Genomic DNA, 25,583 nt, shown 5'->3' with positions numbered 1-25,583 from the left:
TGTCGCAAATGATGATACCTACGCGCCAAATCTCAACCGTTTTGCACAGGTTGAACCAGAACATCTGAAGTTATGAAATGAGGCTGACGGCTCTTTGGGCCGGTCGGCCTTTGTCGTTGTGACAGCATATTTACCCATGCGGGCCGTCCCCGCGCCCAAGGAGCCACTGTATGAGCAAGTCGAAGAAGCTAGATTTCCGCCCGAATGAATTCGTTGTTTATCCGGCGCATGGCGTTGGTCAGATCATCTCGGTCGAAGAGCAGGAAGTCGCGGGCATCTCGCTGGAGCTGTTCGTGATCGCGTTCGAAAAGGACAAGATGACGCTGCGGGTGCCCACCCATAAGGCGACAGAAATTGGCATGCGCGCGCTCAGCAGCCCTGACGTGATCAGCCATGCGATGAAAACCCTGAAGGGTAAGGCCAAGGTCAAACGCGCGATGTGGTCGCGCCGTGCGCAGGAATATGAGCAAAAGATCAACTCCGGTGATCTGATCGCCATCGCCGAAGTCGTGCGCGACCTGCACCGCACCGACGACCAGCGCGAGCAAAGCTATTCCGAGCGTCAGCTGTATGAAGCCGCGCTTGAGCGTCTGACCCGTGAAGTTGCCGCCGTCGCCGGTGGGGACGAACTGGCGGCCTCCAAGCAGGTCGGTGATGTGTTGGAAAGCCGCGTCGCCGCCGCCTGATCGCAACCGTTAAATTTAGAAAAGCCGCGCCTGATATCATATCGGGCGCGGCTTTTTGGTGTCTGAAGGGCGAGGGGGGCTACTACCCTTGTGTCTTATCCTCTTGGTCGATCCGGTTCAGGAACGCGGTTTCCAGATCTTTTTGTAGCTCTTTCGCGCGCGCCACATAGGCTTTGTTCTCGCTTGGCGGGATGTCAGGGCGCCATAGGGCCGCCAGCTCGCGCACAGACGCACGGTCGTGCGAATAGAACATCCGCTGCGCCTCTGCCGCCTCGTAATCGGAGAGCCCGAGGTTTTCCAACACATAGCGTCCCGCCCGAAGCGAGCTGTCGAACATCTCGCGCACGATGTCATTCGCGCCGGCCTGGTATTGTTGGTACACATCCGTCCGGTCATGGGCACGGGTTACAATATGCAGGTCGGGCCGTTCCTTGCGGGCATAGGCGATAAGCTGCAAGGCCGACTTGGGATCATCCAGCGCGACAACCAGAACCTTGGCATCGCGCAGACCGGCCTTGCGCAGAATATCAGCGCGGGTCGGATCGCCCAGAAACGCCTTGAAGCCAAAGCGGCGCATGACGGCGATGGTTTCGGGGTTGTGGTCCAGAACGACGGTGCGAAAGCCGCTGGCTTGCACCAGACGGTTCACAATCTGCCCGAACCGCCCGACACCCGCGATGATCACGGTGCCCTGCTCGTCAATCTCGTCCGCAACGATGGGGCCGGATTTCGTATCCATCCGTTTGCTGATCTGGTCATAGGTGATGAACAGCAGCGGTGTGATCAGCATCGATAGGGCGACGACCAGCAACAATGTCTCGGCCACGTCATTGGGCATGACCCCCGTGGCGACCGAGAAGCTGACCAGCACAAAGCCGAATTCACCCGCCTGCGCCAGACCAAGCGCAAAGAGCCAGCGGTCGCGCCCTTGCAGCTTGAACAGGGTGCCAAGCCCGTAAAGGATCAGGCCCTTCACCAGAATAACCAGCAGCGCCATCCCGACGATGATGATCGTATCGGCGAACAGCAGGTCAAAGTTGATACCCGCCCCCACGGTGATGAAGAACAGCCCCAGCAGCAGCCCTTTGAACGGCTCGAGGTCGGTTTCCAGTTCGTGCCGGAATTCGCTGCTGGCCAGCACCACTCCCGCAAGGAAGGCCCCAAGTGCGGGCGACAGGCCCACCAGCATCATCAGGAAGGAAATCCCGACGACGATCAGCAGGGCCAAAGCGGTATACATCTCGCGCAGCTTGGCGGCGTGGATAAACCGGAAAACGGGGCGGGTGAAAAACACGCCGGTGATGATGATCCCGGCAATGGCACCCAAGGTGACCAGCGTGATGGCCCAACCCGGCAGCCCCTGCACCAGTGAAATTGCCGCCTGCGCGGTTTCCGCACCATGACCCGCCGCCGCAGGACCATGCCCCGAGGCTGCCTCTGCCCCATGGGCGGCATCCTCGGGGTTCACCGAGATCGATCCGTCCGGCCGCATTTGCGCGGGCAGCTGCGCCACAAGCAGCGGCAGGAACGCGAGGATCGGGATCACCGCGATATCTTGCGTCAGCAGCACCGAAAAGACGGACCGTCCGCCCGCTGTTTGCATCAAACCCTTTTCTGAAAGGGTTTGCAGCACGATCGCGGTTGACGACAGCGACAGCGTGAGACCGATCGCAATCGCCACACCCATCGGCTGGTCATAGGCCATCGCAATGCCCATCAGCGCCGCAGCGCTGAGCACGACCTGCATCCCGCCAAGCCCCAGCAGCCGGTGGCGCATATTCCACAGGGCGCGGGGTTCAAGCTCTAGCCCGATGAGGAACAGCATCATCACGACACCAAATTCGGCGAAGTGCTGCAAATCCTTGGTTTCCGATCCGACCAGCCCGAAGGCCGGCCCGATCAGGATCCCCGCCGCGAGATATCCCAGCACCGACCCCAGCCCCAGACGTGATGCGATGGGAACCGCAATCACCGCCGCAGCGAGATAGATCGAGGCTTGAAACAGGAAACCTTCCATAAGGGGCATACTTTCTTTGTGTCGGGCAGGCCCCGAGCGGGTCAATCAGGTGGGCAAGGGCCCGTCTCGTTTAAGCTGATCCATAACGATCTGGCTATGCACTTTTGCGACAGCACCATGGGGGAGCAGCACATCATGGATGAGGCGGTTCAGGCTGGGCAGGTCTGCACAATAGACGCGCAGCAAATAATCCGCATCCCCCGTCATCGTCCACGCGCTAACGATTTCGGGGCGGGTGGCCAAAAGCCGCGCAAAGCTGGCGGAATGTTCGGGCCCGTGGGTGCCCAGATGGACCTGCACAAACCCCTGTACCGTCAGCCCCAACCGTTCGGGGTTGAGCCGGGCCGTGTAGCCTTGGATATATCCTTCGGTTTCAAGCCGTTGCCGCCGCCGACCTGCTTGGGACGGGGATAGGTGCAGCTTCTCTCCCAGCTCTTGAGCCGTGAGATGCGCGTTCTTTTGCAGTGCCGCCAGCAGGCGTTTATCGATATCATCTAATGTCATGCGGTATTCTCACATAGAATGATAAAACCATGCGTCAACCCCGCGCGAATAGCCAGTCACACTTGTATGTTTGCGCAAAGATAGCGTGGTTCCGGCGATAGACTGCGCACGAACGCTATTTAAGGAGCATCTCATGGGCCCGTTTCCGCATGACGCCGAAAAATCCAAAATCACCGATGAAAACCCGGCCGGCACTGACGGGTTCGAATTCGTCGAGTTCGCCAGCGCCGACCCGCAGGAGCTTCGCGATCTATTTACCCGTATGGGCTATGCCCATGTGGCGAACCACAATACGCAGAAAATCGAACTCTGGCAGCAGGGGGACATCACATATGTGCTGAACGCTGACCCTGACAGCTTTGCCGCAGGCTTTGTGGCCGAGCATGGCCCCTGTGCGCCGTCGATGGGCTGGCGGGTTGTGGATGCGCAAAAGGCGCTGGATCACGCTGTTGCCAAAGGGGCGGAGGAATATACAGGCGCAGGCAAGGTGCTGGATGTGCCCGCGATCAAGGGGATCGGCGGGTCGTTAATCTACTTTGTGGATCAGTATTACGATACGTCGCCCTATAACGAGGAATACGACTGGATCGCGCAATCCAAACCCGCTGGTGTCGGTTTCTACTATCTCGATCACCTGACGCACAATGTCTTTAAGGGAAACATGGACGTCTGGTTCAAGTTCTACGGCGACCTGTTCAATTTTCGCGAGATCCGGTTTTTCGATATTGAAGGCAAGTTTACCGGCCTTACCTCGCGCGCGCTGACATCTCCCTGCGGCCGCATCCGTATCCCGATCAACGAGGATCGCGACGAGAAGGGGCAGATCGTGGCCTATCTCAAGAAATACAACGGCGAGGGGATCCAGCACATCGCCGTGGGCGCGCGGAATATCTATGATGCGACGGATGCCATTGCGGACAACGGGCTGAAATTCATGCCCGGCCCGCCCGAGACCTACTATAAGATGAGCAAGGATCGCGTCACCGGCCACCAAGAGCCGCTTGATCGGATGAAAAAACACGGCATCCTTATTGACGGGGAAGGGGTCGTGGATGGCGGCGAAACCCGTATTTTGCTGCAGATATTCTCGAAAACTGTCATCGGGCCGATCTTCTTCGAGTTTATCGAGCGTAAAGGGGACGACGGTTTTGGCGAAGGGAACTTCAAGGCGCTGTTCGAGAGCATCGAGCAAGAACAAATCGACAGTGGCGAGCTGAGCGAAGCCTGAAACGACAGAAAGCCGCATCTTCGGATGCGGCTTTTTCATGTAGCGAGCAGTCAGATCTTGCGTGGTTTAGCCGCGCGGCATCTTAAGCACGACATCGCGCCCGCGGCGGTTATACCGCAATTCGGCCTCGCCAATCGCGGAGACGCGGCCGCCATCCAGACGATCCCCGACGGCAACCTTTTGGTACCGCCCGTTGCTCAGCCGGATCAAGGCGCGGCGGCTTGAGGGTTTGCCGTAGACCCCGATCAGATTGATTTGACGCAGTTTGATCGCATTTTTCACAGTTGCCTGCTTCGATACGGAGGCTTTCGACGGCACCGAAGGCTGTACCACCTGCGGCGTGACCGCAGCCGGCGCACTGGCGACCGTCACAGGCGCAGGCTGCGCCCGTTCGGCCCGACGTACGATGCGCGAAAAGTTACCGGGGCGCGTGTCTGGTCGCTTGGACACTTCTGTCGCGTATTGCGTCGCGTTGTTCACGGGCTCTTGCGGCAAGGCGGCTTTGATCGCGGCGGCTGCGGCCTCTGCTGCGGCGTCAACCTCGGCTTGTTTGGCTGCAGCGGCAGCCTTGATGACATCGGCGCTGCGCAGGGTTGGGCGGAATGCGGCAAGTTCGTTGCGGGTCACCCCACCCAGATTAGCGCGCTCGTTCTGTTCGGGCAGATCCTCGGGGCGCAGCTTGGGGCGAAAGCCGAGCAGGGCGGCAACAACCGTATCCTCAACCTCTTCCTCTTCGACCGCACCGGGGCGGGCGAGGGTCGCCGGGGGCACACGGGCCGGTTGCCCGGCGAAAACCAAAACCCCATCCGCGTTCAACGTGCCATTCGGACTTGGAACAACCAGACCACGATCATCCAGCGTGAACGACGTGCCCGCCGCCGCCGGAGGGGCCGAGCTGATATCGACTGTATCCCCGCCAAAGGACGCAAGCGTCGGCAGTGCAACAGCGTCATTCGAGGTGCTGACGGGATCGATGCTGGTCATGAACAGATCATCCAGCGTCACCATCGACGGCGCTTTTGGTGTCTTTGGCGCGATGGCCCAAATGCCGGTTGTCGCGTATTTCGCTTCGATTTCCTGCGCGGTCAGCTCGCGTGGTTGCAGCTGCTGTGGCACGCGCATCGCGTCCAAAACCGCACCGTCCTCATCGCTGAGCGTGGGATCAAGCGCGGCGACAGTGGTGTCAGCCGTCGTCTCGGGCGGGGCCTGCGGTACGATGGGGTCCTCGCGGCTTTCCACCTGCTGTTTGACCACTGGCTCCGGTGGGGCAGAGGCGGTCTGCGTGGTGTCACGACTGCCAAAGAGCCGCGAAAGCGCTAACCCATCATCAAGGAAGACAGACGCCCAAGCTGCGACGCCCGCAAGGAACACCAGCAAAGCTGCGGTCAGGACCAGCCCCAAAAAGCGCGGCTTGCCTCCGATGGACTGCTCTTTGCGGGCCCCGAAAACGGTCATCTGGTCGACTTCGCTGGCCCCCGTGGCAAGGGCCTTGCCAGGAATGGGGGCCGCTTTTGCGGCAATTGGTTTGGGCGGAGGTGGTGTCGCGCGGGGCTTGCGGCGTTTCAGAAAGCCGAAAGGCGACGACTTGGCAGGCTGTGTGGGTTTGCCACCGGTTAACGAACTGCTATCGGGGACCGGCCCGCCCGTGTGCGACAAAGGCTGCACGCTACCGCGCGCGGCGGCACCCGTGACGATGGGTGCGCTGCGTCGGCTGGAAAAATCCGCGGGGGCTTTCGGTGCGGCAGGTGCCGCGGGCGGGGCTTTGGAGACGGCGGGCGCGGGCTTGGGTGTCGCTGCCACATTTTTTTCAACAGATGGGGCGGCTGGTTTCTGTACCGCGGGTGCCGATGCCTTGCCAGCTGACGCTTCGGGCGTTTTGGCGTGGGCCGACGCCTTGCTTGGCGGGGGCGTCACCGATGGGGACGCGGGTGCAACGCGAGGCGCGTCAAGCTTTACCGCTTTGGGCGCGGGGACGTCTGCTGGTTTCTGACTCGCAGGCTGAGGAGCATCAGCCGTCTTTGCTTCCGGCTTTGCGACATCAGCCGCCGGAGCATCCGACGTGCTGTCACCCTCCTGCGACGCATCCGCCGTCACATCATCGGCCTTACCGGGGTTTTCCGCCTTAGCAGCCGCATCACCTTTCGGCGGCGAAGTATCCGCCGGCGGCAGCTCCACATCGCCCAGGATAACGAATGGCCCTTTGTCACACTCCACAGAATCGCCCTGTTCCAACCACTTGGGGGCGGAGTCTGTTGGGCCGAAAAACGCCTCGCCGGTAAAATCATGATCGTCGGACTGCGCGGCAAAGCTGACGGGGTGAAAACGATGCTCGGTCGCGAAGGCTTCGGCCTCGGCCAGTGTTTCGCGGGCGACGGCGGCGATATGCGTGCGGGGGCCGTCATTGCTGATGTCAAAGACCAAATCTTCGACGGCATAGGGCGTCGCGCCATCAAGGGCCACTTCGGCCTGTTCGCGCCGCGCCTGATCGCTAAGCCCTGCGGTGTCGATTGTCATGTATTTGATTTGATCGTTCGGAATCAGCAGCTTACTGCGCAGGCCGCTCGGCTCTAGCGCGGTGGCGGTGCTTCGCAAGGCGGCCAGTTGGGCGGCCATATCCTCCGCGTCGACGGACACTTCGCCCACCTGCCGCCATCCATCAGAGGCGCGGTGCAGTAGGCGAATACCTTCGAAGGAGAGAGACAGTGCAAAATTGGGCTTCATTGGAACGCTTTTGACTAGAGGCATTGGGACGGTGGGACATTCGGACGGCAGCAGATTGCCAATACCATGCGGATCGCCTGCAAAACAGAGCGCCCGTTCACAGCAAAAGAATAGAGCAGTAGTTTGCTCATGAAAAGAGCGGAGCGCAGAGGAGGCTTGCGGCAACTTAGGCGGGAGGCCACATATGTTGCCAAGGGATATCACAGTAAAAAAAGGTCATGAATATGCGAATGTTGAAAATTGCTGCGATCGTCTGTGCCGGTTTTGCGTCAGGGGCGTTGGCGCAACAAGCGCCCCAGGGGATCACCGTGAATGGCGAGGGTATTGTATCGCTTGCCCCTGATACCGCGACGATCCGCTTGGGCGTGAGCGAGCGGGCGGCCTCTGCTTCGGACGCAATGGCGCAGACTTCGGAAAAAGTGCGCGGCATTCTAGACCAATTGGACACATTGAAGATCGCGGGCCTCGACCGTCAGACCAGCGGGCTTTATCTGCGGCCCGTCTATGACAACCGCCCCCGCGAAGATGCGTCCCCGGTGGAAGTATCGGGCTATGAGGCGGGCAACACCGTCAGCGTGACGGTGCGCGATCTAAGCAAACTTGGGCAACTTCTGGACGCGGTCGTGGCCGAGGGCGCGAATGATTTCAACGGCTTGCAATTCGGATTGCAGGATAATGCAGCGGCGCTGGCCAAGGCCCGAGCGAGGGCCGTTGAGGATGCGATGGCGCGTGCGCAGCAGCTTGCAGATGCCGCTGGCGTTAAGCTTGGTAAACTCACCAGCATGTCCGAGTCGAGCCAGGGTTTCCGCCCGATGGAGATGCGGGGTGCCCAGATGAAAAGTATGGATATGCCCATAGAGACCGGAGAGATCGACATCAGCGCGCAAGTCACGCTGCAGTTCGAAATCGCCGAGGCTGACTAACCCTCTGCTGCCTCGCGGCATTTGAAGGTTTGAATGGGTAAACATACCCCCGCCGAAGGGTTGCTTTGGCGGGGGTCTTTTATTGGTCGTAACCTAAGCCGTCGCTTTGGCCAGCGCTTGATCAAGATCGGCGATCAGGTCGGCGGCATCCTCTGTCCCGATGGAAACGCGCACAACATTCGCGCCGGCACCCGCGGCTTCTTGCTGCTCGGGGCTAAGCTGTCGGTGCGTGGTGGAGGCAGAGTGGATGATCAGCGACCGGGTGTCGCCAAGATTTGCGACATGGCTGAAAATCTCCAACGCATTTACCAATTTGACGCAGGCGTCGTATCCGCCCTTCACCGCAAAGGTGAACAACCCGCCGGCCCCTTTGGGGCAAACGCTTTTCGCACGTTCGAAATAGGGCGAGGATTCCAGCCCCGCATAGGTGACATAGTCGACGCGGTCATCATTCTCGAGCCAAGTCGCGATTTTCTGAGCGTTTTCTACATGGCGTTCCATGCGCAGCGAAAGTGTCTCTGTCCCCATCAGGGTGTAATGCGCGGCCTGCGGGTTCATTGTCATGCCAAGATCCCGCAAACCGATGGCGATGCCGTGGAAGGTAAAGGCCAAGCCGCCAAAGGTCTCGTGAAAGTTAAGACCGTGGTAAGCAGGTTCCGGTTGGCTCAGCGACGGGAATTTATCATTTGCGGACCAATCGAACTTGCCTGAATCCACAATACAGCCGCCTGTTACCGTGCCGTTGCCGGTCAGGTATTTCGTCGTCGAATGTACCACCAGAGTCGCGCCAAGTTCGATCGGGCGGCACAGGTAGGGTGTCGCGGTTGTGTTGTCGATGATCAGCGGAACGCCTGCCGCATCCGCCACGTCGGCAATGGTACGTACGTCCATGATGTAGCCGCCAGGATTGGCAATGGCTTCGCCAAAGATCGCACGGGTATCGTCGTCAACCGCTGCTTTCACGGCATCAACGTCGTCAAAGTCGACAAACTTGCAAGACCAACCGAAACGTTTGATCGTTTGGCTGAACTGCGTCACCGTGCCCCCATATAGACGGGTGGAGGCGATAATGTTTTTGCCCGGCCCCATCAGCGGGAACAATGCCATAATCTGTGCCGCGTGCCCGGAAGAGCAACACACGGCACCAACGCCCCCCTCAAGCGTGGCGATGCGTTCCTGCAAGACAGCAACGGTCGGGTTCGTCAGGCGGGAATAGATGAACCCCACCTCTTGCAGGTTGAACAACGCCGCCGCGTGGTCCGCATCGCGAAACACATAGGCCGTGGTCTGGTAGATCGGCGTCTGCCGCGCACCGGTCGCCGGATCAGGTTTGGCCCCTGCGTGTATCTGCAGGGTATCAAAACCATAGTTGGGGCTATCTGTCATCGTCGTTCTCCCTAAAATTGTCTTCAATATGGTTAGGTGAACCGATGTGAACGCACAAGCTGTAGGTCGCTTCTGTCACGCTTAGGAGGTTGTTTACCGACTCGGATGAAATGCGGTCGACGCTACCGCATCCAGTAGCCGTTTGATTTCAAACGATTCCGAATAGCCTGCTCTTTGCGCGGCAAGTTGTCCTGATCAAAGAGAGCCCGCGCCTTGCGACCGCGGCCTTGATAGACCATCCGCTTGATCGGCTCCGAACCCTTGAAAACTTTCTTCAGTTTATTTGGTGCTGCAATCGTTTCTAAAGTCTCAACGACGTGGTCCGGTTCGCGTGCGTAAAGCAAGGGCAGCAGGCGATAGTGGCAGCTAACAGACCCGTCGATCAGCCCGTCAGGCAAGGTATCGCGCGCCCCACCAAGCGCGTGAATCACCAGCGGCAACGCGACTTGGTCAAGCCAAGGGTCAAAAGACTGCGCGCACAGCTCTTCCGGCGCGTCATCGCGGATCGCCAGGGCATAGTGCAAAAACTTTTCACCAAATTCGTGAGGGCAGCGATAGAAAAAGAAGCCTGCGTTGAAATACAGATACCGTTGCCAATAGTCGTCGGGCTGAGACAGGTCGAGGCTGCTGTCAAAATCTAGGTCAAACTTGTCGTAAAGGGATTTCCACAGACCGGCGTATTGTGGTCCGTACAGCTGGGGAACAGGCCATGTGTTTGTGCGCCGCATGGATGCCATCGGGCGGTCAAAGTCGAAGGGGACCGACATCAGGTCGCCAGTGATCAACGTGTCCGTATCGAAGAAAACGAAGGGCTCAGCTTTTGGAAGCGCATTGAGCATTTCGATTTTATTTCCATATGGATAGCTCTCGCCGAAGTACTTTGTGTCAAACGGGATCACCTCTGCGCCAAGATTGTGGAGCGCGCTGATAACATCGGGGTTCTTGATTCGTGGATCTCCCGACCAAAGCGGGCCGGGCTGCGGCTCCATCACATAGAGGTTGCCCGAAAAATGGGGGCTGTGGTGGCGCAGTGATGCGGCAAACAACAGAGCCTCATAAGCCAGCCGCCCGTGTTGCCCGACGATCGCGATGTTGAAAGCCTGATCCGGCCGGGAAGCATGGGACACGGGTCACCCCTATCATTTCGTATGCGTTCTAAATGCATAAGATGTGTCACAAATTCACATCGGAACACAATGTATCAAACGGCTGTGCCGCTATACTTGAGGATAGTCGAAAAGGGGAAAGTGGTGGGCGACCCTGGAATCGAACCAGGCGTGCGTCTCCGCGAGGGAGTTACAGTCCCCTGCCACACCTTGCGGCCTGTCGCCCACTTTCACCCTGTGCATTGCACCGGATGTGAAGGCGTGATTACAAGCGGGCAGTATAGGCGTCAAGGCGAAAACCGGCGCGAAATGCAGGGAATTTTACCTTGCGATGAAAGATAGAAGGTTCGGCGATGAAAAAACCTAAGTGGGTTGTGCAAAAAGAGCAGGAAAAGAAGGCGGATGCGAACCAAACAGTTTGGTTGTTTGGCCTTCATGCGGTGCGCGACGCGCTGGAAAATCCCGCGCGTGAAAAGATTAAGCTGATGGTGACGCCGAATGCTCAGATCAAGCTGGAAGAGGCGATTGCCAAAGCCGGCATTGAACCAGAGGTCGTTGATCCGCGAAAATTCCGCCCGCCGCTGGACCCCGGGTCGGTGCATCAAGGAGCCGTACTAGAGGTCAAACCTCTGAGTTGGGGGGCGCTCAAGGATGTCTGCATCGGGGCTGAAGCACCACGCGTGTTGCTGCTGGATCGGGTGACAGACCCCCATAACGTTGGTGCAATTCTGCGGTCCGCAGAGGTATTAGGCGCATCGGCGGTTGTGGGCATGCGTCATCACGCTGCGCCCGAGACCGGGGCGCTTGCGAAAACAGCGAGCGGCGCGCTGGAGCGGCAGCCGTATTTGCGTGTCCGGAACCTAGCCGACGCGATCAAGGAGCTGCAATCGATGGGGTATCTTGTTCTTGGTCTGGACGGCGAAGCCGATATGACCGTCGAATCTGCACTGGAGGGGAAGCGCGACCGTCCGGTGGCGCTTGTGCTGGGGGCCGAAGGGCCAGGTCTGCGTGAAAAAACCAAAGAAACCGTCGATGCGCTGGTCCGAATCGACGCAGGGGGTGGGTTCGGTTCGCTAAACGTGTCAAATGCAGCGGCAATCGCGCTATATGCGTCGCGGGATCACAGCTGAGCATAATTGCATGAATTACCCGACAAAAATCGCGACATGCTGTTTTTGCGGCAGCAAGGCAGCGCTGACATTGGGGGCAGGGCGGCACGAGCTGGCTTGCGCACAATGCGGCGCACCATTGCATGATCTGAAACAAATTCCGCTCCCTCGCGATTCTGAAAAGCCCAATACCAGCGGCAGGCCTGCGGCGGGGCTGCGGAAATTTGCACATGCCCAAGCGACAGCTGCTATTCGCAAGCCTAAGCATCGAAAAGTGAAGAAAAAGAAAACCTGGATCACAAAGATCGCGAGTGAGGTCGCGGATGTGATCGACGATATATTTGACTAGTTTACGCTGTCAGAAGCGAGATTCGGCGGAAAATGGCTGGCGCATTCATCGTTTCTTCACGGATTTGTCACATGCTCTTTGAATGGAGCAAATCGTTCCTACCTATCGTGTATGACGGCGAGTTTGGAACTCTCGCCGATCACCTAACTGTCCCTCGTTCCATACCTTTGCGCCCTCACGTTTATCGTCGAGGGCGCTTTTTTTTGAACCGTTAGAGGTTTAGTAAGAAGCATGACCTACACCGATACCCAATTGAAAAATATTCTGACGCAGACGAAGCGGATCGCGGTCGTGGGGGCTTCGTTGAACCCGGTTCGGCCAAGCTATTACGTCACGCGATATTTGAAGACCAAGGGCTACGATATTGTTCCGGTAAATCCGGTGCATGCGGGGAAGACGCTATTGGGGGTAACGGTGGTTTCGCAGCTGTCAGACATCGAAGGTGGCATTGACATGGTCGATATTTTTAGACGGTCAGAGACTGTGCCAGAAATCGTTGACGAGGCATTACAGGTGTTTCCTGATCTGGCGACGATCTGGATGCAAATCGGGGTGCAGCATCTTGAAGCTGCCGAAAAAGCGGAAGCAAAGGGCGTGACCGTTATTCAAAACAGATGCCCAAAGATTGAATATCAGCGCCTTTTCGGCGAATTGCGCATGGGAGGCTTTGCAACGGGAATAATCTCTAGCAAGCTTTGACCCCAGTTTGCTACGCATCACGAAATATACTGTGGTAAACGCGCCCCATGTTAGCGGGCGGCTTTTTCAGCGAGGCCACTTTGCGCCTGTCGGCGGCTCAGTTCATCCAGTACATCTGACAGCGCGACGTCGCGGGATGCGAGCATGACAAGCAGGTGGTACAGCACATCTGCGGCTTCCGATGTAAGACCAGCTTTATCGTCCTTCACGGCCTCAATGATCGCTTCGACCGCTTCTTCACCGAATTTTTCGGCGCATTTTTCGGGACCTTTTGCCAAAAGCTGCGCCGTCCAACTGCTTGATGGATCGGCATTTTTTCTTGATTGGATTGTTTCAAATAGATCGTCGAGCGTCATGAGAGCCTCATTGGGATACCGGCATCAGCCATGTGTTGTTTCGCCTGAGCGACCGTAAATTCGCCGAAGTGAAAGATCGAGGCTGCGAGCACCGCTGAAGCGCCGCCCTGAACGACGCCATCGACAAGATGATCCAGCGTTCCGACACCGCCAGAGGCGATGACAGGCACAGAAACCGCGTCGGAAATCGCGCGCGTTAGCGGAATGTTAAACCCTTGCTTGGTACCGTCACGATCCATGGAGGTAAGCAGAATCTCTCCCGCGCCTTTCTCTGTCACCGTCTTTGCGAATTCGACGGCATCTATGCCCGTGGGTTTGCGGCCACCGTGGGTAAAAATCTCCCATTTCCCGGGGGCGACGGTTTTCGCATCGATGGCACAGACGATGCACTGGCTGCCGAATTGGTCTGCTGCCTGCGCAATAATGTCCGGATTTGCCACCGCGGCAGAGTTGAAGCTGACCTTATCGGCGCCAGCCAAAAGCAGGGCGCGAACATCTGCAACGGTGCGTACACCGCCACCAACAGTAAGCGGGATATAGCAGTGTTCGGCTGTGCGTGTGACCAGGTCGAACATGGTACCACGGTTTTCGTGTGTGGCGTGGATATCAAGAAAACAAAGCTCGTCCGCCCCTGCAGCGTCATATGCGATCGCTGCGTCAACCGGGTCACCGGCATCGCGCAAGCCAACAAAATTAACGCCTTTGACAACGCGACCATCGGCGACATCGAGGCAAGGAATAATACGGGTCTTAAGCATGTCTTCTTTCTCGCGACGGGGCAGCGGAAAAAACCGTTGGAGGGCTGTCTGCCCTCCAAACCACCCGAGGATTTGAAACCATATGGAAACTCAGGCGAGGGCCTTCAAAGCTTCGCTCAGGTCGATCGCGCCATCATAAAGCGCCCGGCCGGAAATGGCACCGGATATCACGCCAGTTTCTTTCAACGCCTCGAGGTCAGCAAGGGAGCTGACGCCCCCGGAGGCGATGACAGGAATATTGACGGCACGCGCCAAAGCGGCGGTGGCGTCAATGTTTGGGCCGCCCATGGCCCCGTCTCGCATGATATCGGTGTAGATCAGCGCCGCGACACCTGCATCTTCGAAAGATTTAGCGAGATCTGTAACCATTACGTCGGTTTCCTCAGCCCATCCCTTGGTTGCCACGCGACCATTTCTGGCGTCAATGCCGACCGCGACCTTGCCAGGAAAAGCTCGCGCTGCTTCACGCACCAAAGCGGGATTTTCGACCGCGACAGTGCCCAGAATGACGCGTGCCAGACCCTTGTCCAGCCAAGCTTCGATCGTCGCCATATCGCGAATGCCGCCTCCCAACTGGGCGGGGACGTTGCAAGACTTCAAAATCGCTTCCACCGGGGCGGCATTGACCGGCGTCCCTGCGAAGGCACCGTTCAAGTCCACCAAGTGAAGCCAAGTGCAGCCCGCATCCACAAACTCACGGGCCTGCGCCGCGGGGTCATCGTTGAAAACAGTGGATTTTTCCATGTCGCCGTGCACAAGACGAACGGCTTGGCCGTCTTTAAGGTCAATAGCGGGGTAGAGGATCATAGTGTTGCCCTTGGCATTGGGGGAGTTGGTTTCAATTGCCACGGCGGGCGGGTTTTTGCAACGCGGCAGAGGTGTCCCCTACGTCAAGCTTGCCTGAATCGTCGTATTCGCTTCAATCTGAGAGCATATCGGGAGGATATATCATGAAAAGAACGATTATTGCGGCCATCGTTGGCATTGGTTTTGCAGGAACAGCCATGGCTGCCGACCCGGCGGTTGGCGTTTGGAAAACGCAACCGGATGACGGGGCTTATGCGCATGTCAAAATGACCCCCTGTGGTGGGGCGATCTGCGGTACGATTCAGCGGACGTTCAACGCGTCGGGCGAATATAAGTCCGAAAATATCGGAAAGCAGTTGGTCATCGACATGAAACCTGACGGGAGCGGCAAATATGCAGGTAAGGTTTGGCGACCTTCAAACAACAAAATCTACATCGGCAAGATGACCGTTGCCGGTAACAGCCTGAAACTGTCGGGCTGTGTCGCGGGCGGGTTGCTGTGTTCAAAGCAGGACTGGCAGCGGGTCCAGTAAGCTTCATTTCCATCCCAAATGAGTGGGATTTGCGCGAATCGGGACGCGGGTGTAGAATATGCCCGCGCCTTGGTTTTTTGGTGCGTTGCTAAAAAGCTGTAAGGCATGTGTCGCTTGGGGGAGTGATACGATGTTTTTAACAAAATATATTTTCTATGCTGCTATTTTTGCAGCTTCTTCGACGACTGTATTTGCTGATGTAGTTGAAGGTGTCTGGAAATCTGCGCCGGATGTTAACGGATTGGTTGTTCACGTACGGGCGAAGCCCTGCGGGCCTGCGTTATGCGGCACCGTCGAGCGTGCCAAGGATCGGCGTGGATATGACAAACGCTCTACAGCGGTTGGCAAACGGGTCTTCTGGGATATGAAGCCGCAACCTGACGGGAGCTATGTCGGCACGTTGCTGGAGCCTTCTGCGTCAAAAAAGCATAAGGCGAAGATGTTGGTCGACGGAAATGCGATGCGGTTACAGACCTGCACAGGAAATGCTTGCGACGAAATGATCTGGACCCGCCTTCGGTAGAAGGCGGTGCCCGGTTCAGGGGCGCCAGTTCAGAAAGTTCGCAATCATACGAAGGCCGGTTGTCTGGCTTTTTTCCGGGTGGAATTGCATGCCGATCATGGTGTCACGGCCGATAACAGCAGTGACGTCACCAGCATAATCGACATGCGCCAACCGCTCGGTCTCATCGTGTACATCCATATGGTAACTATGGACAAAATACGTGTGATCCCCGGTTTCGATTCCGTCAAAAACGGGGTGAGGGTGGTCTAAGACAAGGTCGTTCCATCCCATATGCGGTACTTTTAAGGATGGGTCGCGTGGCGTGATCTTGGTCACGTCGCCGCTGATCCAGCCCAGGCCCGCTGTATCTTCATACTCGCGCCCCATGGATGCCATCAACTGCATGCCCACACAGATCCCGAGGAAGGGGCGGCCCTTGTCGACGGCGGATTCAACCATTGCGGCATATATGCCGCTTTGACCTTTCAGCGCGGCCATGCAGGAGGGGAATGCGCCGTCGCCGGGCAGGACAAGGCGGTCGGCGCGCGCCACGACATCGGCGTCAGCGGTGACCACCACATCGCCAGCATTACACTCACGCGCCATCCGTTCGAACGCCTTATGCGCCGAATGAAGGTTGCCCGATTCGTAATCGATAATCGCAGTTAACATCGTTACAGCGCACCCTTGGTCGAGGGGATATCAGAAGATTTCCGAGGGTCGGTTTCTACCGCTTCGCGCAGGGCGCGGGCGACAGACTTAAAGACGGCCTCGGCGATGTGGTGGCTGTTCAGGCCATGCAGCATATCAATGTGCAAGGTGATCCCGCCATGCGTGCTGAGCGCCTGGAAAAACTCCCGTACCAATTCGCTGTCGAAATTCCCGATTTTTGCAGTCGGTAGGTTCACATTCCAGATCAAGAAAGGCCGCGCCGAAAGATCAAGCGCGGTACGCACCAAGGCATCGTCCATTGGGAGCAGGCACGCGCCGTATCGGCGAATGCCGCGTTTGTCGCCCAATGCGGTGCTTAGCGCTTGGCCCAGCGTGATCCCAACGTCCTCGACGGTGTGGTGATCATCAATGTGAAGGTCGCCGTTTGCGCTGATTTTCATATCGATCAGCGAATGACGCGCCAATTGATCCAGCATGTGATCGAAGAACCCGATGCCCGTGTGGTTGGCGTAGGACCCTGTCCCGTCGAGGTTGATTTCGACGCTGATCTCGGTCTCTGCGGTCGAACGATTGATGGTGGTCTGGCGCATATGAATATCTCCGTCTTTCGGGCTCTTATAGCAGGGCAGGCCGTCGCGCCAAGACAAAGCGTTTCGCTGCCGATCGGTCCCAATCAGCGATTGCGGCTGTTGCCCCCTTATGTCAGCTTGGACGTGTTGTAACCAGCCTAAGGCCTGTCCATGTCTACCTGCGTTTTTATCCAGATCCGGTGCCGGCCCGGCAGTACGTATCGCGTTGCCGAAGAGGTCGCGCTGCGGGAAATACACTCCGAGCTGTATTCAACCTCTGGTGATTACGATCTTTTGATGAAGCTCTATATTCCTTCGGGAAAAGATATTGGCGTTTACATCAACGATAACCTTCTGGACATCGAAGGGATTGAACGTTCGCTTACAACGATGACGTTCAAAGCGTTTTGAGGCTCCTGCTTTCTGCGCTTCTTTGCGGATCTGTTCTTTGGGGGCCAGCGCATGCGCTTACCTATGAAGGGGAAGAGGCCGCGGCGCTGCGCTGCGCCAATATGATCGCCTATACGGCGATAACACTGGCGCGTGCGGACATGATCGGTGAGGATGAAAAGACCATCATGCTGGGCGTAACGGTCCTGATCCTAGAACGCCACGTGAGCGGCACGCGGGCGCAAAAGAAATCGGCCATGGGTAAAATGCGCGACCGCCGCTCGATCGATCAGACGCTAGAGGATTACCGCAAACATGCGGCGCAGTGTCTGGTGCAATTCCCGATCAACTAGGATCAGGCGGCGGCGCATTTGCTCGCATAGCGCATTTCAGCCCGCGATAGCGCCCTTTCAAAGGTCTTTTTCACCCGTTGGGTCCGGTTCGCATTCGGCGCTATGGGCGTGCCGACTGACAGGCTGATGCTCTCTTGCTTCAGATCATCGCTTAGCAAGTTCAGCGCATCCAGCTTGGCCTGTAGGCCAGCCTCCATCCGGTCCCATTCGGGCAGGTTCGGGTCGCGCGTGATACACAGGAAGGCACCGTTGCCTTCGTAGGACATCAGCAGATGGGGGCAAGTGATGAGGTCGGTCAGGGTTTCTGCCACGCTGGTAAGGAGGTGAAGAAAACCCTGTTGTGACGTTTGTTCGAAAATACGTTCCGCATCATCAATCGACACGCCGAAAACCTGATAGTTGTCCAGTTCGCTCCGATCGAGCTGCGTGATGTAGTTTCCAAGGGAGAATGACAGGATCAGCCTGCCGACATTCGCCAAAAAGACCTTATCGGTCAGTGTGATATCTTCAGCTACCTGTGTGCCTTCTTTGGACAGGTCGCTCGCGTCGATGCGTTTGATGGTCTTGGACGACACCAACAGGCGTTCGGCCACGCGAATGCGGTTGTAGATGTCCTTCAGGTTAAATGGCTTGGCGATGTAGTCATTCGCACCGGCGGCAAACGCTTTCTCGATAGAGATCGAATCTGTCTTCGCCGTCAGCATCAATATCGGTTTGTCCTCATACCCGTGGACAGTGCGAATTCTTCGGCAAAGCTCGATCCCGTCCATCTCCGGCATATCGACGTCCAGCAGCATGCAATCGAATGGCACCTTCTGAGCTTTGATCATGTCGAGAGCAGCCGGACCCGAAGGGGCAGTGTGCAGATCGTTCAGGTCTGCCTGTTCAAACATCGCGGGAAGGAGTTCTAGAATGAATGGATCATCGTCGACTGCTAGAATTTTCAATGTGGTCTCCTTCCAAGATTTGCTTCGGGGCTCCGAGGCAACCTATGTCGAACTCCCTAAACGATAGTGAACAAAACCGGCAACAATATGACTTTTTAAAAAATTCACCCTGTGCGGGAACTATGGGCATTTGTGGCACGAAGGTGAATAGATAAACGTTAACGTCGGAAAACTTCATGGCGCTGATGCCGTAAAATCGGCATAATTTTCGTCTATTCGTCGCGAATACGCCTAGCTCAACGGATCCATGTAATGAAAACCACTGTTCTAACGATTTCCCTCGCCGCTGCCGTTCTTGTTTCAGGATGTGCTGTGCCCACTGCCGATCGCGTTGCCCAATTCGGCCCTTCGTCCGGCACGCTAAGCTTCAAAGAAAACCGTGAGAACGACGCCGGTATGGTGGAGCAAACCGCCGCGCTTGACGCGTTGATGCGCGATATTGTCCGCAACTCCACAATCAAGCATGCCGCGGTTGGTGCCGCGGTGGGGTGCGGTATCTCGGTGCTTGCCGCATCCGATGCCTCGGGCTGCCTGCGAGCCGCTGCGGCCGGTGGCGTTGTTGGTGCGGTGAGTGGGAATCTCGCTGGAAAACGAGAAGTCGCCCAACGGATGGAGCTGGTTTCCGCGAATGACCTCGTGCGCAGTATCCGCAAGTCCAATGACCAGCTGGATGATATCACGACACATCTTCCCCAGATGCTCGCACAGCAGCAAGAAGATGTGGCGACGTTGAATCAGCTCAAGGCCTCAGGGGCGATTTCGGAGGATGCTTATGACGCGCAGCTTGCCGATATACGCACCAGCCGCGCAGAGGTCGCCGAGGCGTTGGTTCTGTCGGCCGACCAGGCGAAGCTGGCGCAGAACAACTTGGCCGAAGCGGCCGATCAGGGTCAAACCGGTTTGGAGTGGCACATTCGCGCCATCGAACAGATGGAACGTGAAACCCTATCAGCACGATCGACGATATCTCTTCTTTGAGCAGACAATAATTGCGTCACCGGCGTTTGCTGTATGGCGGTCGTGTTCATAGTGCCATCATTCGAACAGGTATAAGCCGACGCAGGCGGGTGCTTTCAGCGCCCGCTTTTTTTCTTTTGATCACAGCGGTATTTGACTGACGTTAGGCGTCGGCAATCACGCATTGGGCGCCATATAGAAACGTGGTCTGTGTTTGGCTCTGACGCACGCGGCTGGGGCGTATGATCCAACTCCTCAGCGATGATCCACAAGGACAGGCAGAGCGCGTAGAGCCTCGCGAATATCCACTTGCCCCAGCTTCGTTGGTGCAGGCCTGAGACACCTCAGGTGCTCTCGTAGCAACGGGGGAGGGGAATCGGGCCTGTTGTGCAGCTGCCCTCAGAGAGAGGCCTAGGGGACCCTTGTAGGCCGCAGAGTGAGGGCATTCAGCGGTGAAAGCTTTGTCACGTGCCGCTTGGGCGTATCATTGTGGCGACAGTATATTTTGCGCCGCAGCCGTGCCTGCTTCATCCCTGATCAGAGTGCTAGACTGGGCATAAACGCACGGATCGTTGTCCGAACTGGTAAGTGTGCTGGTCCTTTGCAGGCCTGTGAACAGCTGCATTGTTACAGGAGCCCGGAACAGCAAAAGGCCACCCGAAGGTGGCCTTGCTGTCCTGCTGGGTAAGCAGAGAACCAGTTGGAGCGGGCGAGGCGATTCGAACGCCCGACCCTAACCTTGGCAAGGTTATGCTCTACCCCTGAGCTACGCCCGCATCCTCTGGTAGGGCGTGGAATACCCATAGCGGCGGTGAGCCGCAAGAGGAAAAATAACATTTTTCGAAATTAATTTCAGACAATTTTGGGAAGCCCTTATTTTACGGGGGGACGCGGTAAGATTTTGGCTAACCGCCGATAAACATTCGTCTTTATGAAACTGTACCGAGAGCCCGGTTAGAACGAAAAAAGGCCCCAACCGCCGTTGGAGCCTCTCATTTCAATGGTGTGCTAGCTTAGTGGCTAGGCTGTTTGTCCCATTCTTCCTGCTTGGGAAGAATTTCGAACGTATGCTCTGGTGGGGGGCTTGCCAGCGTCCATTCCAGAGTGTCCGCATATTCGTTCCAAGGGTTCGCAGCTGGGCTGCGGGCCCCACGTGTCAACGTGTAGAACATAACACCGAAGAAGAAGATAAAGGACGCAAAGCTGAGGAACGCGCCGATCGACGACCACAGGTTCCAATATGCAAACGCATCAGGGTAATCGATATAGCGACGTGGCATGCCCTGACGGCCCAGGAAGTGCTGTGGAAAGAACGTCAGGTTCGCGCCAATGAACATCGCCCAGAAGTGCAGCTTGCCAGCCCATTCGGGATACATGCGGCCCGTGAACTTTGGCAGGTAGAAATAGATACCGGCGAAGATCGCGAAGACGGCACCAAGGCTCATCACATAGTGGAAGTGCGCAACCACATAGTATGTGTCGTGGTAGTAGCGGTCCACAGCTGCCTGCGAGAGAACGATACCTGTCACACCGCCAACGGTGAAAAGAAACAGGAAGCCGAAGGCCCACAGCATAGGTGTTTTGAATTCAACCGAACCACCCCACATGGTCGCAATCCAGCTGAATACCTTAACGCCCGTCGGCACCGCGATTACCATGGTGGCCAACATGAAGTAAGCTTGTTGGTTCAGAGACATACCAACGGTGTACATGTGGTGCGCCCAAACGACGAAGCCCAATGCGCCAATCGCGATGATCGCCCAAACCATCGGAAGATACCCGAAGATAGGTTTGCGGCTGAAGGTCGCGATGACGTGGCTGATGATGCCGAAGCCTGGAAGAATAATGATATACACTTCGGGGTGACCAAAAAACCACAGAATGTGCTGATACAGAACCGGATCACCACCGCCTGCTGGGTCAAAGAATGCGAATCCGAAGTTGCGATCCATCAAAAGCATGGTGATGGCACCGGCCAAAACGGGCAGGGAAAGAAGGATCAACCAGCTTGTAACAAAGATGGACCAGCTGAACAGCGGCACTTTGAACAACGTCATGCCAGGGGCGCGCATGTTGAGGAATGTTGTGATCATGTTGATCGCACCTAGGATCGACGATGCGCCGGAGACGTGCACAGCGAAAATCGCGAAATCCATCGACATACCGCCTTCACGAACAGAGAGCGGCGGATAGAGAACCCAGCCCACACCTGACCCAAGCTGGCCGCTGCCGCCGGGTGTCAGCACGGAGCAGACTGCAAGCGTTGTGCCGCCGACATACAGCCAGAAAGAGAGGTTGTTCATCCGCGGGAACGCCATGTCAGGCGCGCCAATTTGCAATGGCATCAGATAGTTGCCGAAACCACCGAACAAAGCGGGGATAACCACGAAGAACATCATCAAGATGCCGTGCGCGGTAATCAGAACGTTCCAAAGGTGGCCGTTTGGCGTACAGGTCGCTGCGCTATCAGCGATAAACCGCGCGCCTTCCATACACATATATTGCACGCCTGGGTGCATAAGCTCCAAGCGCATATATATGGTGAAACATACAGAGATGAAGCCAACGAGGGCCGAAACGATCAGGTACAATAGCCCGATGTCTTTGTGGTTTGTGGACATGAACCAGCGCGTGAAAAATCCGCGCTCGTCGTGATGGTCTTGCCCGTGAATGGCTGCGTCTGCCATGCGGTGCCTCCTGAGATTGGGTTGTCAACTCACGCCCCGACAGGGGGCGCGCATTGAATTAAGGTTCGTTCTAGTGCGGCTTGCCAATATGGGCAATGGCCGCCTTTGACGCAGGGCACGAAAAAAGACAGATCATTTATCAAACTGTGTCGGATGCGCACAGCCTTGTAGTCACGGGGGTAGGAGGTGTCAGAAGTGCTCATCATGCTGGATGACATACGCCTCTAGCGATGAAGAAACCGTAAAGCCGCGGCGGAAATAGCACAGGCGCAGTGAAACGTTTGAGCGGCGAGGTACATTATCCGTCTTTGGGCGCGTATTCAGACAGCGGAGGGAAAACCGTGTCGAACTGCGCTTTCAGGGCGATATCAACGTCTTCCATCGTAACTGGCAGGCCAAGGTCTACCAAAGACGTAACGCCATGTTCTTGGATCCCACAGGGGACGATCCCGGAAAAATGCTCAAGATTTGGATCAACATTTATGCTGATTCCGTGAAAGCTGACCCATTTTCTAAGCCGGATACCGATCGCCGCGATTTTATCTTCGCGAATGCCGCCCTGCGCCGTGAGAGGTTTCTCGGGACGTTCCACCCAGACGCCGACGCGCCCCTCCTTGATCTCGCCTTTGATGGTAAAGCATGCAAGTGTCGCGATCACCCAATGTTCAAGGTCTTGAACAAAACGTCTGACATCCCGGCCGCGTTTACCGACGTCCAGCATCACATAAACAACCCGCTGCCCCGGCCCATGGTATGTGTACTGTCCGCCGCGGCGCGTTTCATATACCGGAAACCGCGTGGGGTCGGTCAAATCTTCCGACTTTGCTGAGGTGCCGGCAGAATATAGCGGAGCATGCTCTACAAGCCAGACGCATTCATCGGCATTTCCCGCGGCGATAAGGGCCGCGCGTTCCTCCATCCATGCTTCGGCTTCCCGGTAATCGACAAGCCCCTTGGAGGTGATCCATTCAACCATTCTGTGCGCACCGTTGAGCCGAGGTAAACGAAACAGTCATTCCGCGGCGCTTACCTCTTGAATTACTTTTTGGATAATTTGCACATAATTATCGACACCCTGCGCACCGGTCACAAGGTATTTGCCCGCGAAGATCATTGAAGGCACGCCAGAAATTCCCTGCGATGTCCAAACCGACTGGCGTTCGCGAACACGTTCTACATGGCTGCCGCTGTCGAGAACGCCCTGCGCAGAACTACGATCCAATCCGACATCTGCAGCGACATCAACGAGGACACTATGGTCTGAAACATCCAATCCCTTCGTAAAATGTGCTTCAAACAACGCAAGCTTAAGTGGGTGCTGCAGGTTCTGATCTTGAGCCCAGTCCAGCAATTGGTGTGCAGCAAAGCTGTTGACGATGCGGCTATCGGCGTTGAAATTGAAGTCGATTCCAAGTTCGGTGCCAAGCTGCACAAGATGCGCACGGTTTTGCGCCGATTGCTCAGGCGATGCACCATATTTTTCGGCAATATGTTCGGTCAGGTTCTGTCCTTCGGGGCCCATTTGGGGGTTGAGCTCGAAAGGGTGCCAGCGGATGAACGCGCCGATATTCAAGGCGGCTAACGCCTGCTCTAGCTGGCGGTACCCGACAATACACCAAGGGCACATCACGTCAGAAACGATGTCGATCTGCACGGCAGGGGGATCTATGGGCGCTTGGGTCATATTGTTCCTCGATTCATATCCTCCTTTAAGTTTACGTCTTCGCACTGTTTTTCAAGCCACCCCGCCCGATTGAATGATAAATCACACGAATCTGAACAACGACTTAATCTGCGCAATTTTGCTCTTCACTTTGTGAAAGAGTTTGTCTAAACGACCCTCACCAACCATGGCGTGCGGTCGTGGCGGAATGGTAGACGCGCAGCGTTGAGGTCGCTGTGGGGTAACACCCGTGAGAGTTCGAGTCTCTCCGACCGCACCACTTGTTGTATCCTTCAAATCATCTTCGAAAGACATGAGGTCCCGGGGCGCGAGCGCCCCGAAGTATCTTTATGCATCAAGCGCTTGGCTCAAGTCGCGTTTTAGATCTTCGATATCTTCAATCCCCACAGATAAACGCAGCAACCCTTCGGGAATTCCGGTGTGGGGTTCGATCGTGTGGCGGTGTTCAACAAGGCTTTCGACCCCGCCCAAAGACGTTGCGCGATGGAAAACTTCCAGCTTACCGACAACCTCCAGCGCCGCTGCGCCGCCACCCTTTACAATGCAAGACAAAAGCGACCCAAATCCTCCTGACATTTGCCGCGTCGCCAAATCGTGGCCCGTATGTGACGCAAGACCCGGATAGAGAACCTCTTCGATTTTCGGGTGATTTTGCAAAAACTTTGCTAATTCCATGGCGTTGAACGACATTTGCTTGGCGCGCAGGGGCAGGGTGCGCATCCCGCGGACCAGTAACCATGCTTCAAACGGGCCGATAACCGCGCCTGCATCATGCCGGTCCGCTTTGATATCTTCCCACACGCGGCCCGTGACGTCATTGGTCGCCAGAACGCCCGCCAATACATCCGAATGTCCATTAATGCCCTTTGTGGCAGAATGCATTACAACGTCGGCACCGTGTTTAAGCGGCTGTTGCAGAATCGGCGTCGCGGCCGTGCTATCCACCACAAGCAGCCCACCCGCGCTATGCACCGCATCAGCCGCAGCTTGGATATCGACCACGCGAAGCCACGGGTTTGATGGCGTTTCGATGAGCGCCAAGGTTGGTCTAAAGCTCTCGCAGGCGGCGGCAAACGCCGCCATGTCAGAGGCTTCGACCTCTCGCAGCTCAATGTCACGCCGGGTGCAGAAATCCCGAATCCACTTGGTGGTGCCCCAGTAAATCTGGCTTTGCACCAGCACGCGCCCGCCATTTGGGACGGTACGGAAGACGGCGGCAAGCGCTGCCATGCCTGACGGGAACAGCAGCGATTCTTTCGCCCCCTCCAGTTGAGAGAGCACTTTTTCTGCAACGCGTACAATATCGCTCTGATCGCGCAGATAGATGTTGTCTGCACGCAGCGGTTGGTATGCTTCATCCCGCAGATAGGTCGTGGCCATAGGCAGCGCCGGGACCACCCCGCCGGTTTGCGCATCAACCGCTCCCGCTGCTTGGGCAGCAATCGTAGCGGGGCTTAAGCGAGACGTATCAGACATTTCTTAGCGATTCCCTAATGGCGTAATATATTCAATTTGCGGCACCTTTGCCTGTCCGAAGGTAAACTGCCAGACCAGAATGGGACAAACCCGCCCCTTCTTCATTTTGCTCTGAAAACTCCCGCCGGAGGCGCCTATGGGCGAGGCAGCAAGCGTCCCTG

The 25,583-nt window shown here is 56.8% G+C and carries 26 protein-coding genes and 3 tRNA genes; 12 read left to right on the top strand and 17 right to left on the bottom strand.

Annotation, left to right across the window (positions count from 1 at the left end):
* The first annotated feature begins 170 nt into the window (after window positions 1–170).
* Window positions 171–686: a CarD family transcriptional regulator gene (locus tag ACTRWK_RS01405; RefSeq protein WP_009825020.1), complete on the top strand. Its 516-nt coding sequence runs from the start codon at window positions 171–173 to the stop codon at window positions 684–686.
* Between the two features lie 82 nt (window positions 687–768).
* Here ACTRWK_RS01405 and ACTRWK_RS01400 read toward each other — a convergent pair whose 3' ends face one another.
* Together ACTRWK_RS01400 and ACTRWK_RS01395 are read right to left on the bottom strand one after the other, a co-directional pair.
* Window positions 769–2,703 carry a cation:proton antiporter domain-containing protein gene (locus ACTRWK_RS01400; protein WP_037944597.1) on the bottom strand — a complete coding sequence of 645 codons (1,935 nt, stop codon included), beginning with the start codon at window positions 2,701–2,703 and terminating at the stop codon, window positions 769–771.
* Window positions 2,704–2,748: 45 nt separating this feature from the next.
* A complete protein-coding gene (locus tag ACTRWK_RS01395; protein ID WP_005854326.1) occupies window positions 2,749–3,207 on the bottom strand; it encodes an Lrp/AsnC family transcriptional regulator in 459 nt (152 codons plus the stop codon).
* Between the two features lie 133 nt (window positions 3,208–3,340).
* On the opposite strand from ACTRWK_RS01395, the gene hppD reads away from it, so the two are divergent.
* On the top strand, window positions 3,341–4,435 hold the full coding sequence (hppD, locus tag ACTRWK_RS01390) for a 4-hydroxyphenylpyruvate dioxygenase (protein WP_180827921.1): 1,095 nt from the start codon (window positions 3,341–3,343) through the stop codon (window positions 4,433–4,435).
* A 66-nt stretch (window positions 4,436–4,501) separates the two neighbouring features.
* On the opposite strand, the gene ACTRWK_RS01385 is transcribed toward hppD, so the two are convergent.
* Window positions 4,502–7,156: a hypothetical protein gene (locus ACTRWK_RS01385; RefSeq protein ID WP_289081244.1), complete on the bottom strand. Its 2,655-nt coding sequence runs from the start codon at window positions 7,154–7,156 to the stop codon at window positions 4,502–4,504.
* 224 nt (window positions 7,157–7,380) lie between these two features.
* Here ACTRWK_RS01385 and ACTRWK_RS01380 point away from each other — a divergent pair, with 224 nt between their 5' ends.
* A complete protein-coding gene (locus ACTRWK_RS01380) occupies window positions 7,381–8,079 on the top strand; it encodes an SIMPL domain-containing protein (RefSeq protein WP_340269597.1) in 699 nt (232 codons plus the stop codon).
* Between the two features lie 93 nt (window positions 8,080–8,172).
* Here the strand turns inward: ACTRWK_RS01380 and ACTRWK_RS01375 are convergent, their stop codons facing one another.
* From ACTRWK_RS01375 to ACTRWK_RS01365, 3 genes are all read right to left on the bottom strand, one after another.
* Window positions 8,173–9,465 (bottom strand): O-acetylhomoserine aminocarboxypropyltransferase/cysteine synthase family protein, encoded by a 1,293-nt coding sequence (locus tag ACTRWK_RS01375; RefSeq protein ID WP_037944593.1) that lies wholly within the window; start codon window positions 9,463–9,465, stop codon window positions 8,173–8,175.
* 122 nt (window positions 9,466–9,587) lie between these two features.
* Entirely contained in the window at window positions 9,588–10,592 is a 1,005-nt protein-coding gene (locus tag ACTRWK_RS01370; RefSeq protein ID WP_037944592.1) for a hypothetical protein, read from the bottom strand.
* Window positions 10,593–10,713: 121 nt separating this feature from the next.
* Window positions 10,714–10,797: transfer RNA gene (locus ACTRWK_RS01365), tRNA-Tyr, on the bottom strand.
* Window positions 10,798–10,924: 127 nt separating this feature from the next.
* On the opposite strand from ACTRWK_RS01365, the gene rlmB reads away from it, so the two are divergent.
* The 3 genes from rlmB (at window position 10,925) to ACTRWK_RS01350 (ending at window position 12,728) form a co-directional block, all read left to right on the top strand.
* A complete protein-coding gene (gene rlmB / locus ACTRWK_RS01360) occupies window positions 10,925–11,701 on the top strand; it encodes a 23S rRNA (guanosine(2251)-2'-O)-methyltransferase RlmB (RefSeq protein ID WP_037944591.1) in 777 nt (258 codons plus the stop codon).
* Between the two features lie 10 nt (window positions 11,702–11,711).
* Window positions 11,712–12,029, top strand: coding sequence for a hypothetical protein (locus ACTRWK_RS01355; protein ID WP_132997370.1), 318 nt, complete (start codon window positions 11,712–11,714; stop codon window positions 12,027–12,029).
* Between the two features lie 231 nt (window positions 12,030–12,260).
* The gene (locus tag ACTRWK_RS01350) at window positions 12,261–12,728 is read left to right on the top strand and encodes a CoA-binding protein (protein ID WP_132997369.1); all 468 of its coding nucleotides are present in this window, start codon (window positions 12,261–12,263) and stop codon (window positions 12,726–12,728) included.
* Window positions 12,729–12,778: 50 nt separating this feature from the next.
* Here the strand turns inward: ACTRWK_RS01350 and ACTRWK_RS01345 are convergent, their stop codons facing one another.
* The 3 genes from ACTRWK_RS01345 to hisA all read right to left on the bottom strand — a co-directional run bounded on the left by ACTRWK_RS01345 (window position 12,779) and on the right by hisA (window position 14,649).
* Window positions 12,779–13,084: a phosphoribosyl-ATP diphosphatase gene (locus ACTRWK_RS01345; protein WP_005854305.1), complete on the bottom strand. Its 306-nt coding sequence runs from the start codon at window positions 13,082–13,084 to the stop codon at window positions 12,779–12,781.
* Window positions 13,081–13,842, bottom strand: coding sequence for an imidazole glycerol phosphate synthase subunit HisF (gene hisF / locus ACTRWK_RS01340; protein WP_064215639.1), 762 nt, complete (start codon window positions 13,840–13,842; stop codon window positions 13,081–13,083). The genes ACTRWK_RS01345 and hisF overlap by 4 nt, the downstream gene beginning before the upstream one ends.
* A 90-nt stretch (window positions 13,843–13,932) precedes the next feature.
* The gene (hisA, locus tag ACTRWK_RS01335) at window positions 13,933–14,649 is read right to left on the bottom strand and encodes a 1-(5-phosphoribosyl)-5-[(5-phosphoribosylamino)methylideneamino]imidazole-4-carboxamide isomerase (RefSeq protein WP_037963903.1); all 717 of its coding nucleotides are present in this window, start codon (window positions 14,647–14,649) and stop codon (window positions 13,933–13,935) included.
* Window positions 14,650–14,792: 143 nt separating this feature from the next.
* Here hisA and ACTRWK_RS01330 point away from each other — a divergent pair, with 143 nt between their 5' ends.
* Together ACTRWK_RS01330 and ACTRWK_RS01325 are read left to right on the top strand one after the other, a co-directional pair.
* Window positions 14,793–15,182 carry a DUF2147 domain-containing protein gene (locus ACTRWK_RS01330; RefSeq protein ID WP_005854302.1) on the top strand — a complete coding sequence of 130 codons (390 nt, stop codon included), beginning with the start codon at window positions 14,793–14,795 and terminating at the stop codon, window positions 15,180–15,182.
* A 130-nt stretch (window positions 15,183–15,312) separates the two neighbouring features.
* Window positions 15,313–15,705: a DUF2147 domain-containing protein gene (locus ACTRWK_RS01325; protein WP_005854300.1), complete on the top strand. Its 393-nt coding sequence runs from the start codon at window positions 15,313–15,315 to the stop codon at window positions 15,703–15,705.
* A 15-nt stretch (window positions 15,706–15,720) separates the two neighbouring features.
* Here the strand turns inward: ACTRWK_RS01325 and hisH are convergent, their stop codons facing one another.
* Window positions 15,721–16,359 (bottom strand): imidazole glycerol phosphate synthase subunit HisH, encoded by a 639-nt coding sequence (gene hisH, locus ACTRWK_RS01320; RefSeq protein WP_168593051.1) that lies wholly within the window; start codon window positions 16,357–16,359, stop codon window positions 15,721–15,723.
* Window positions 16,360–16,361: 2 nt separating this feature from the next.
* The gene (gene hisB / locus ACTRWK_RS01315; protein ID WP_037944584.1) at window positions 16,362–16,949 is read right to left on the bottom strand and encodes an imidazoleglycerol-phosphate dehydratase HisB; all 588 of its coding nucleotides are present in this window, start codon (window positions 16,947–16,949) and stop codon (window positions 16,362–16,364) included.
* Window positions 16,950–17,099: 150 nt separating this feature from the next.
* On the opposite strand from hisB, the gene ACTRWK_RS01310 reads away from it, so the two are divergent.
* Both ACTRWK_RS01310 and ACTRWK_RS01305 read left to right on the top strand, forming a co-directional pair.
* On the top strand, window positions 17,100–17,339 hold the full coding sequence (locus ACTRWK_RS01310; protein ID WP_005854294.1) for an Lrp/AsnC ligand binding domain-containing protein: 240 nt from the start codon (window positions 17,100–17,102) through the stop codon (window positions 17,337–17,339).
* Between the two features lie 101 nt (window positions 17,340–17,440).
* A complete protein-coding gene (locus ACTRWK_RS01305; protein WP_289081246.1) occupies window positions 17,441–17,671 on the top strand; it encodes a hypothetical protein in 231 nt (76 codons plus the stop codon).
* A gap of 2 nt (window positions 17,672–17,673) precedes the next feature.
* Here the strand turns inward: ACTRWK_RS01305 and ACTRWK_RS01300 are convergent, their stop codons facing one another.
* Window positions 17,674–18,618, bottom strand: coding sequence for a response regulator (locus ACTRWK_RS01300; RefSeq protein ID WP_289081247.1), 945 nt, complete (start codon window positions 18,616–18,618; stop codon window positions 17,674–17,676).
* A 252-nt stretch (window positions 18,619–18,870) separates the two neighbouring features.
* On the opposite strand from ACTRWK_RS01300, the gene ACTRWK_RS01295 reads away from it, so the two are divergent.
* Window positions 18,871–19,596, top strand: a complete 726-nt coding sequence (locus ACTRWK_RS01295; RefSeq protein WP_289081248.1) for a hypothetical protein — start codon at window positions 18,871–18,873, stop codon at window positions 19,594–19,596.
* Window positions 19,597–20,276: 680 nt separating this feature from the next.
* Here the strand turns inward: ACTRWK_RS01295 and ACTRWK_RS01290 are convergent.
* The 4 genes from ACTRWK_RS01290 to ACTRWK_RS01275 form a co-directional block, all read right to left on the bottom strand.
* Window positions 20,277–20,351, bottom strand: a tRNA-Gly gene (locus tag ACTRWK_RS01290).
* 237 nt (window positions 20,352–20,588) lie between these two features.
* Window positions 20,589–22,262, bottom strand: coding sequence for a cytochrome c oxidase subunit I (gene ctaD / locus ACTRWK_RS01285; RefSeq protein ID WP_005854284.1), 1,674 nt, complete (start codon window positions 22,260–22,262; stop codon window positions 20,589–20,591).
* A 298-nt stretch (window positions 22,263–22,560) separates the two neighbouring features.
* A complete protein-coding gene (lipB, locus tag ACTRWK_RS01280; RefSeq protein ID WP_289081249.1) occupies window positions 22,561–23,238 on the bottom strand; it encodes a lipoyl(octanoyl) transferase LipB in 678 nt (225 codons plus the stop codon).
* A 36-nt stretch (window positions 23,239–23,274) separates the two neighbouring features.
* Entirely contained in the window at window positions 23,275–23,946 is a 672-nt protein-coding gene (locus ACTRWK_RS01275) for a DsbA family oxidoreductase (RefSeq protein ID WP_289081250.1), read from the bottom strand.
* 173 nt (window positions 23,947–24,119) lie between these two features.
* Here ACTRWK_RS01275 and ACTRWK_RS01270 point away from each other — a divergent pair.
* Window positions 24,120–24,205 (top strand) — tRNA-Leu (locus tag ACTRWK_RS01270).
* Between the two features lie 68 nt (window positions 24,206–24,273).
* On the opposite strand, the gene ACTRWK_RS01265 is transcribed toward ACTRWK_RS01270, so the two are convergent.
* A complete protein-coding gene (locus ACTRWK_RS01265; RefSeq protein WP_289081251.1) occupies window positions 24,274–25,422 on the bottom strand; it encodes a trans-sulfuration enzyme family protein in 1,149 nt (382 codons plus the stop codon).
* Between the last annotated feature and the right edge of the window lie 161 nt (window positions 25,423–25,583).

It is taken from the genome of Sulfitobacter sp. G5_S2_6_S6 (assembly GCF_054968505.1).
Note: the sequence above shows the minus strand (reverse complement) of the source record. Positions and strands in the feature narration are given on the sequence as shown.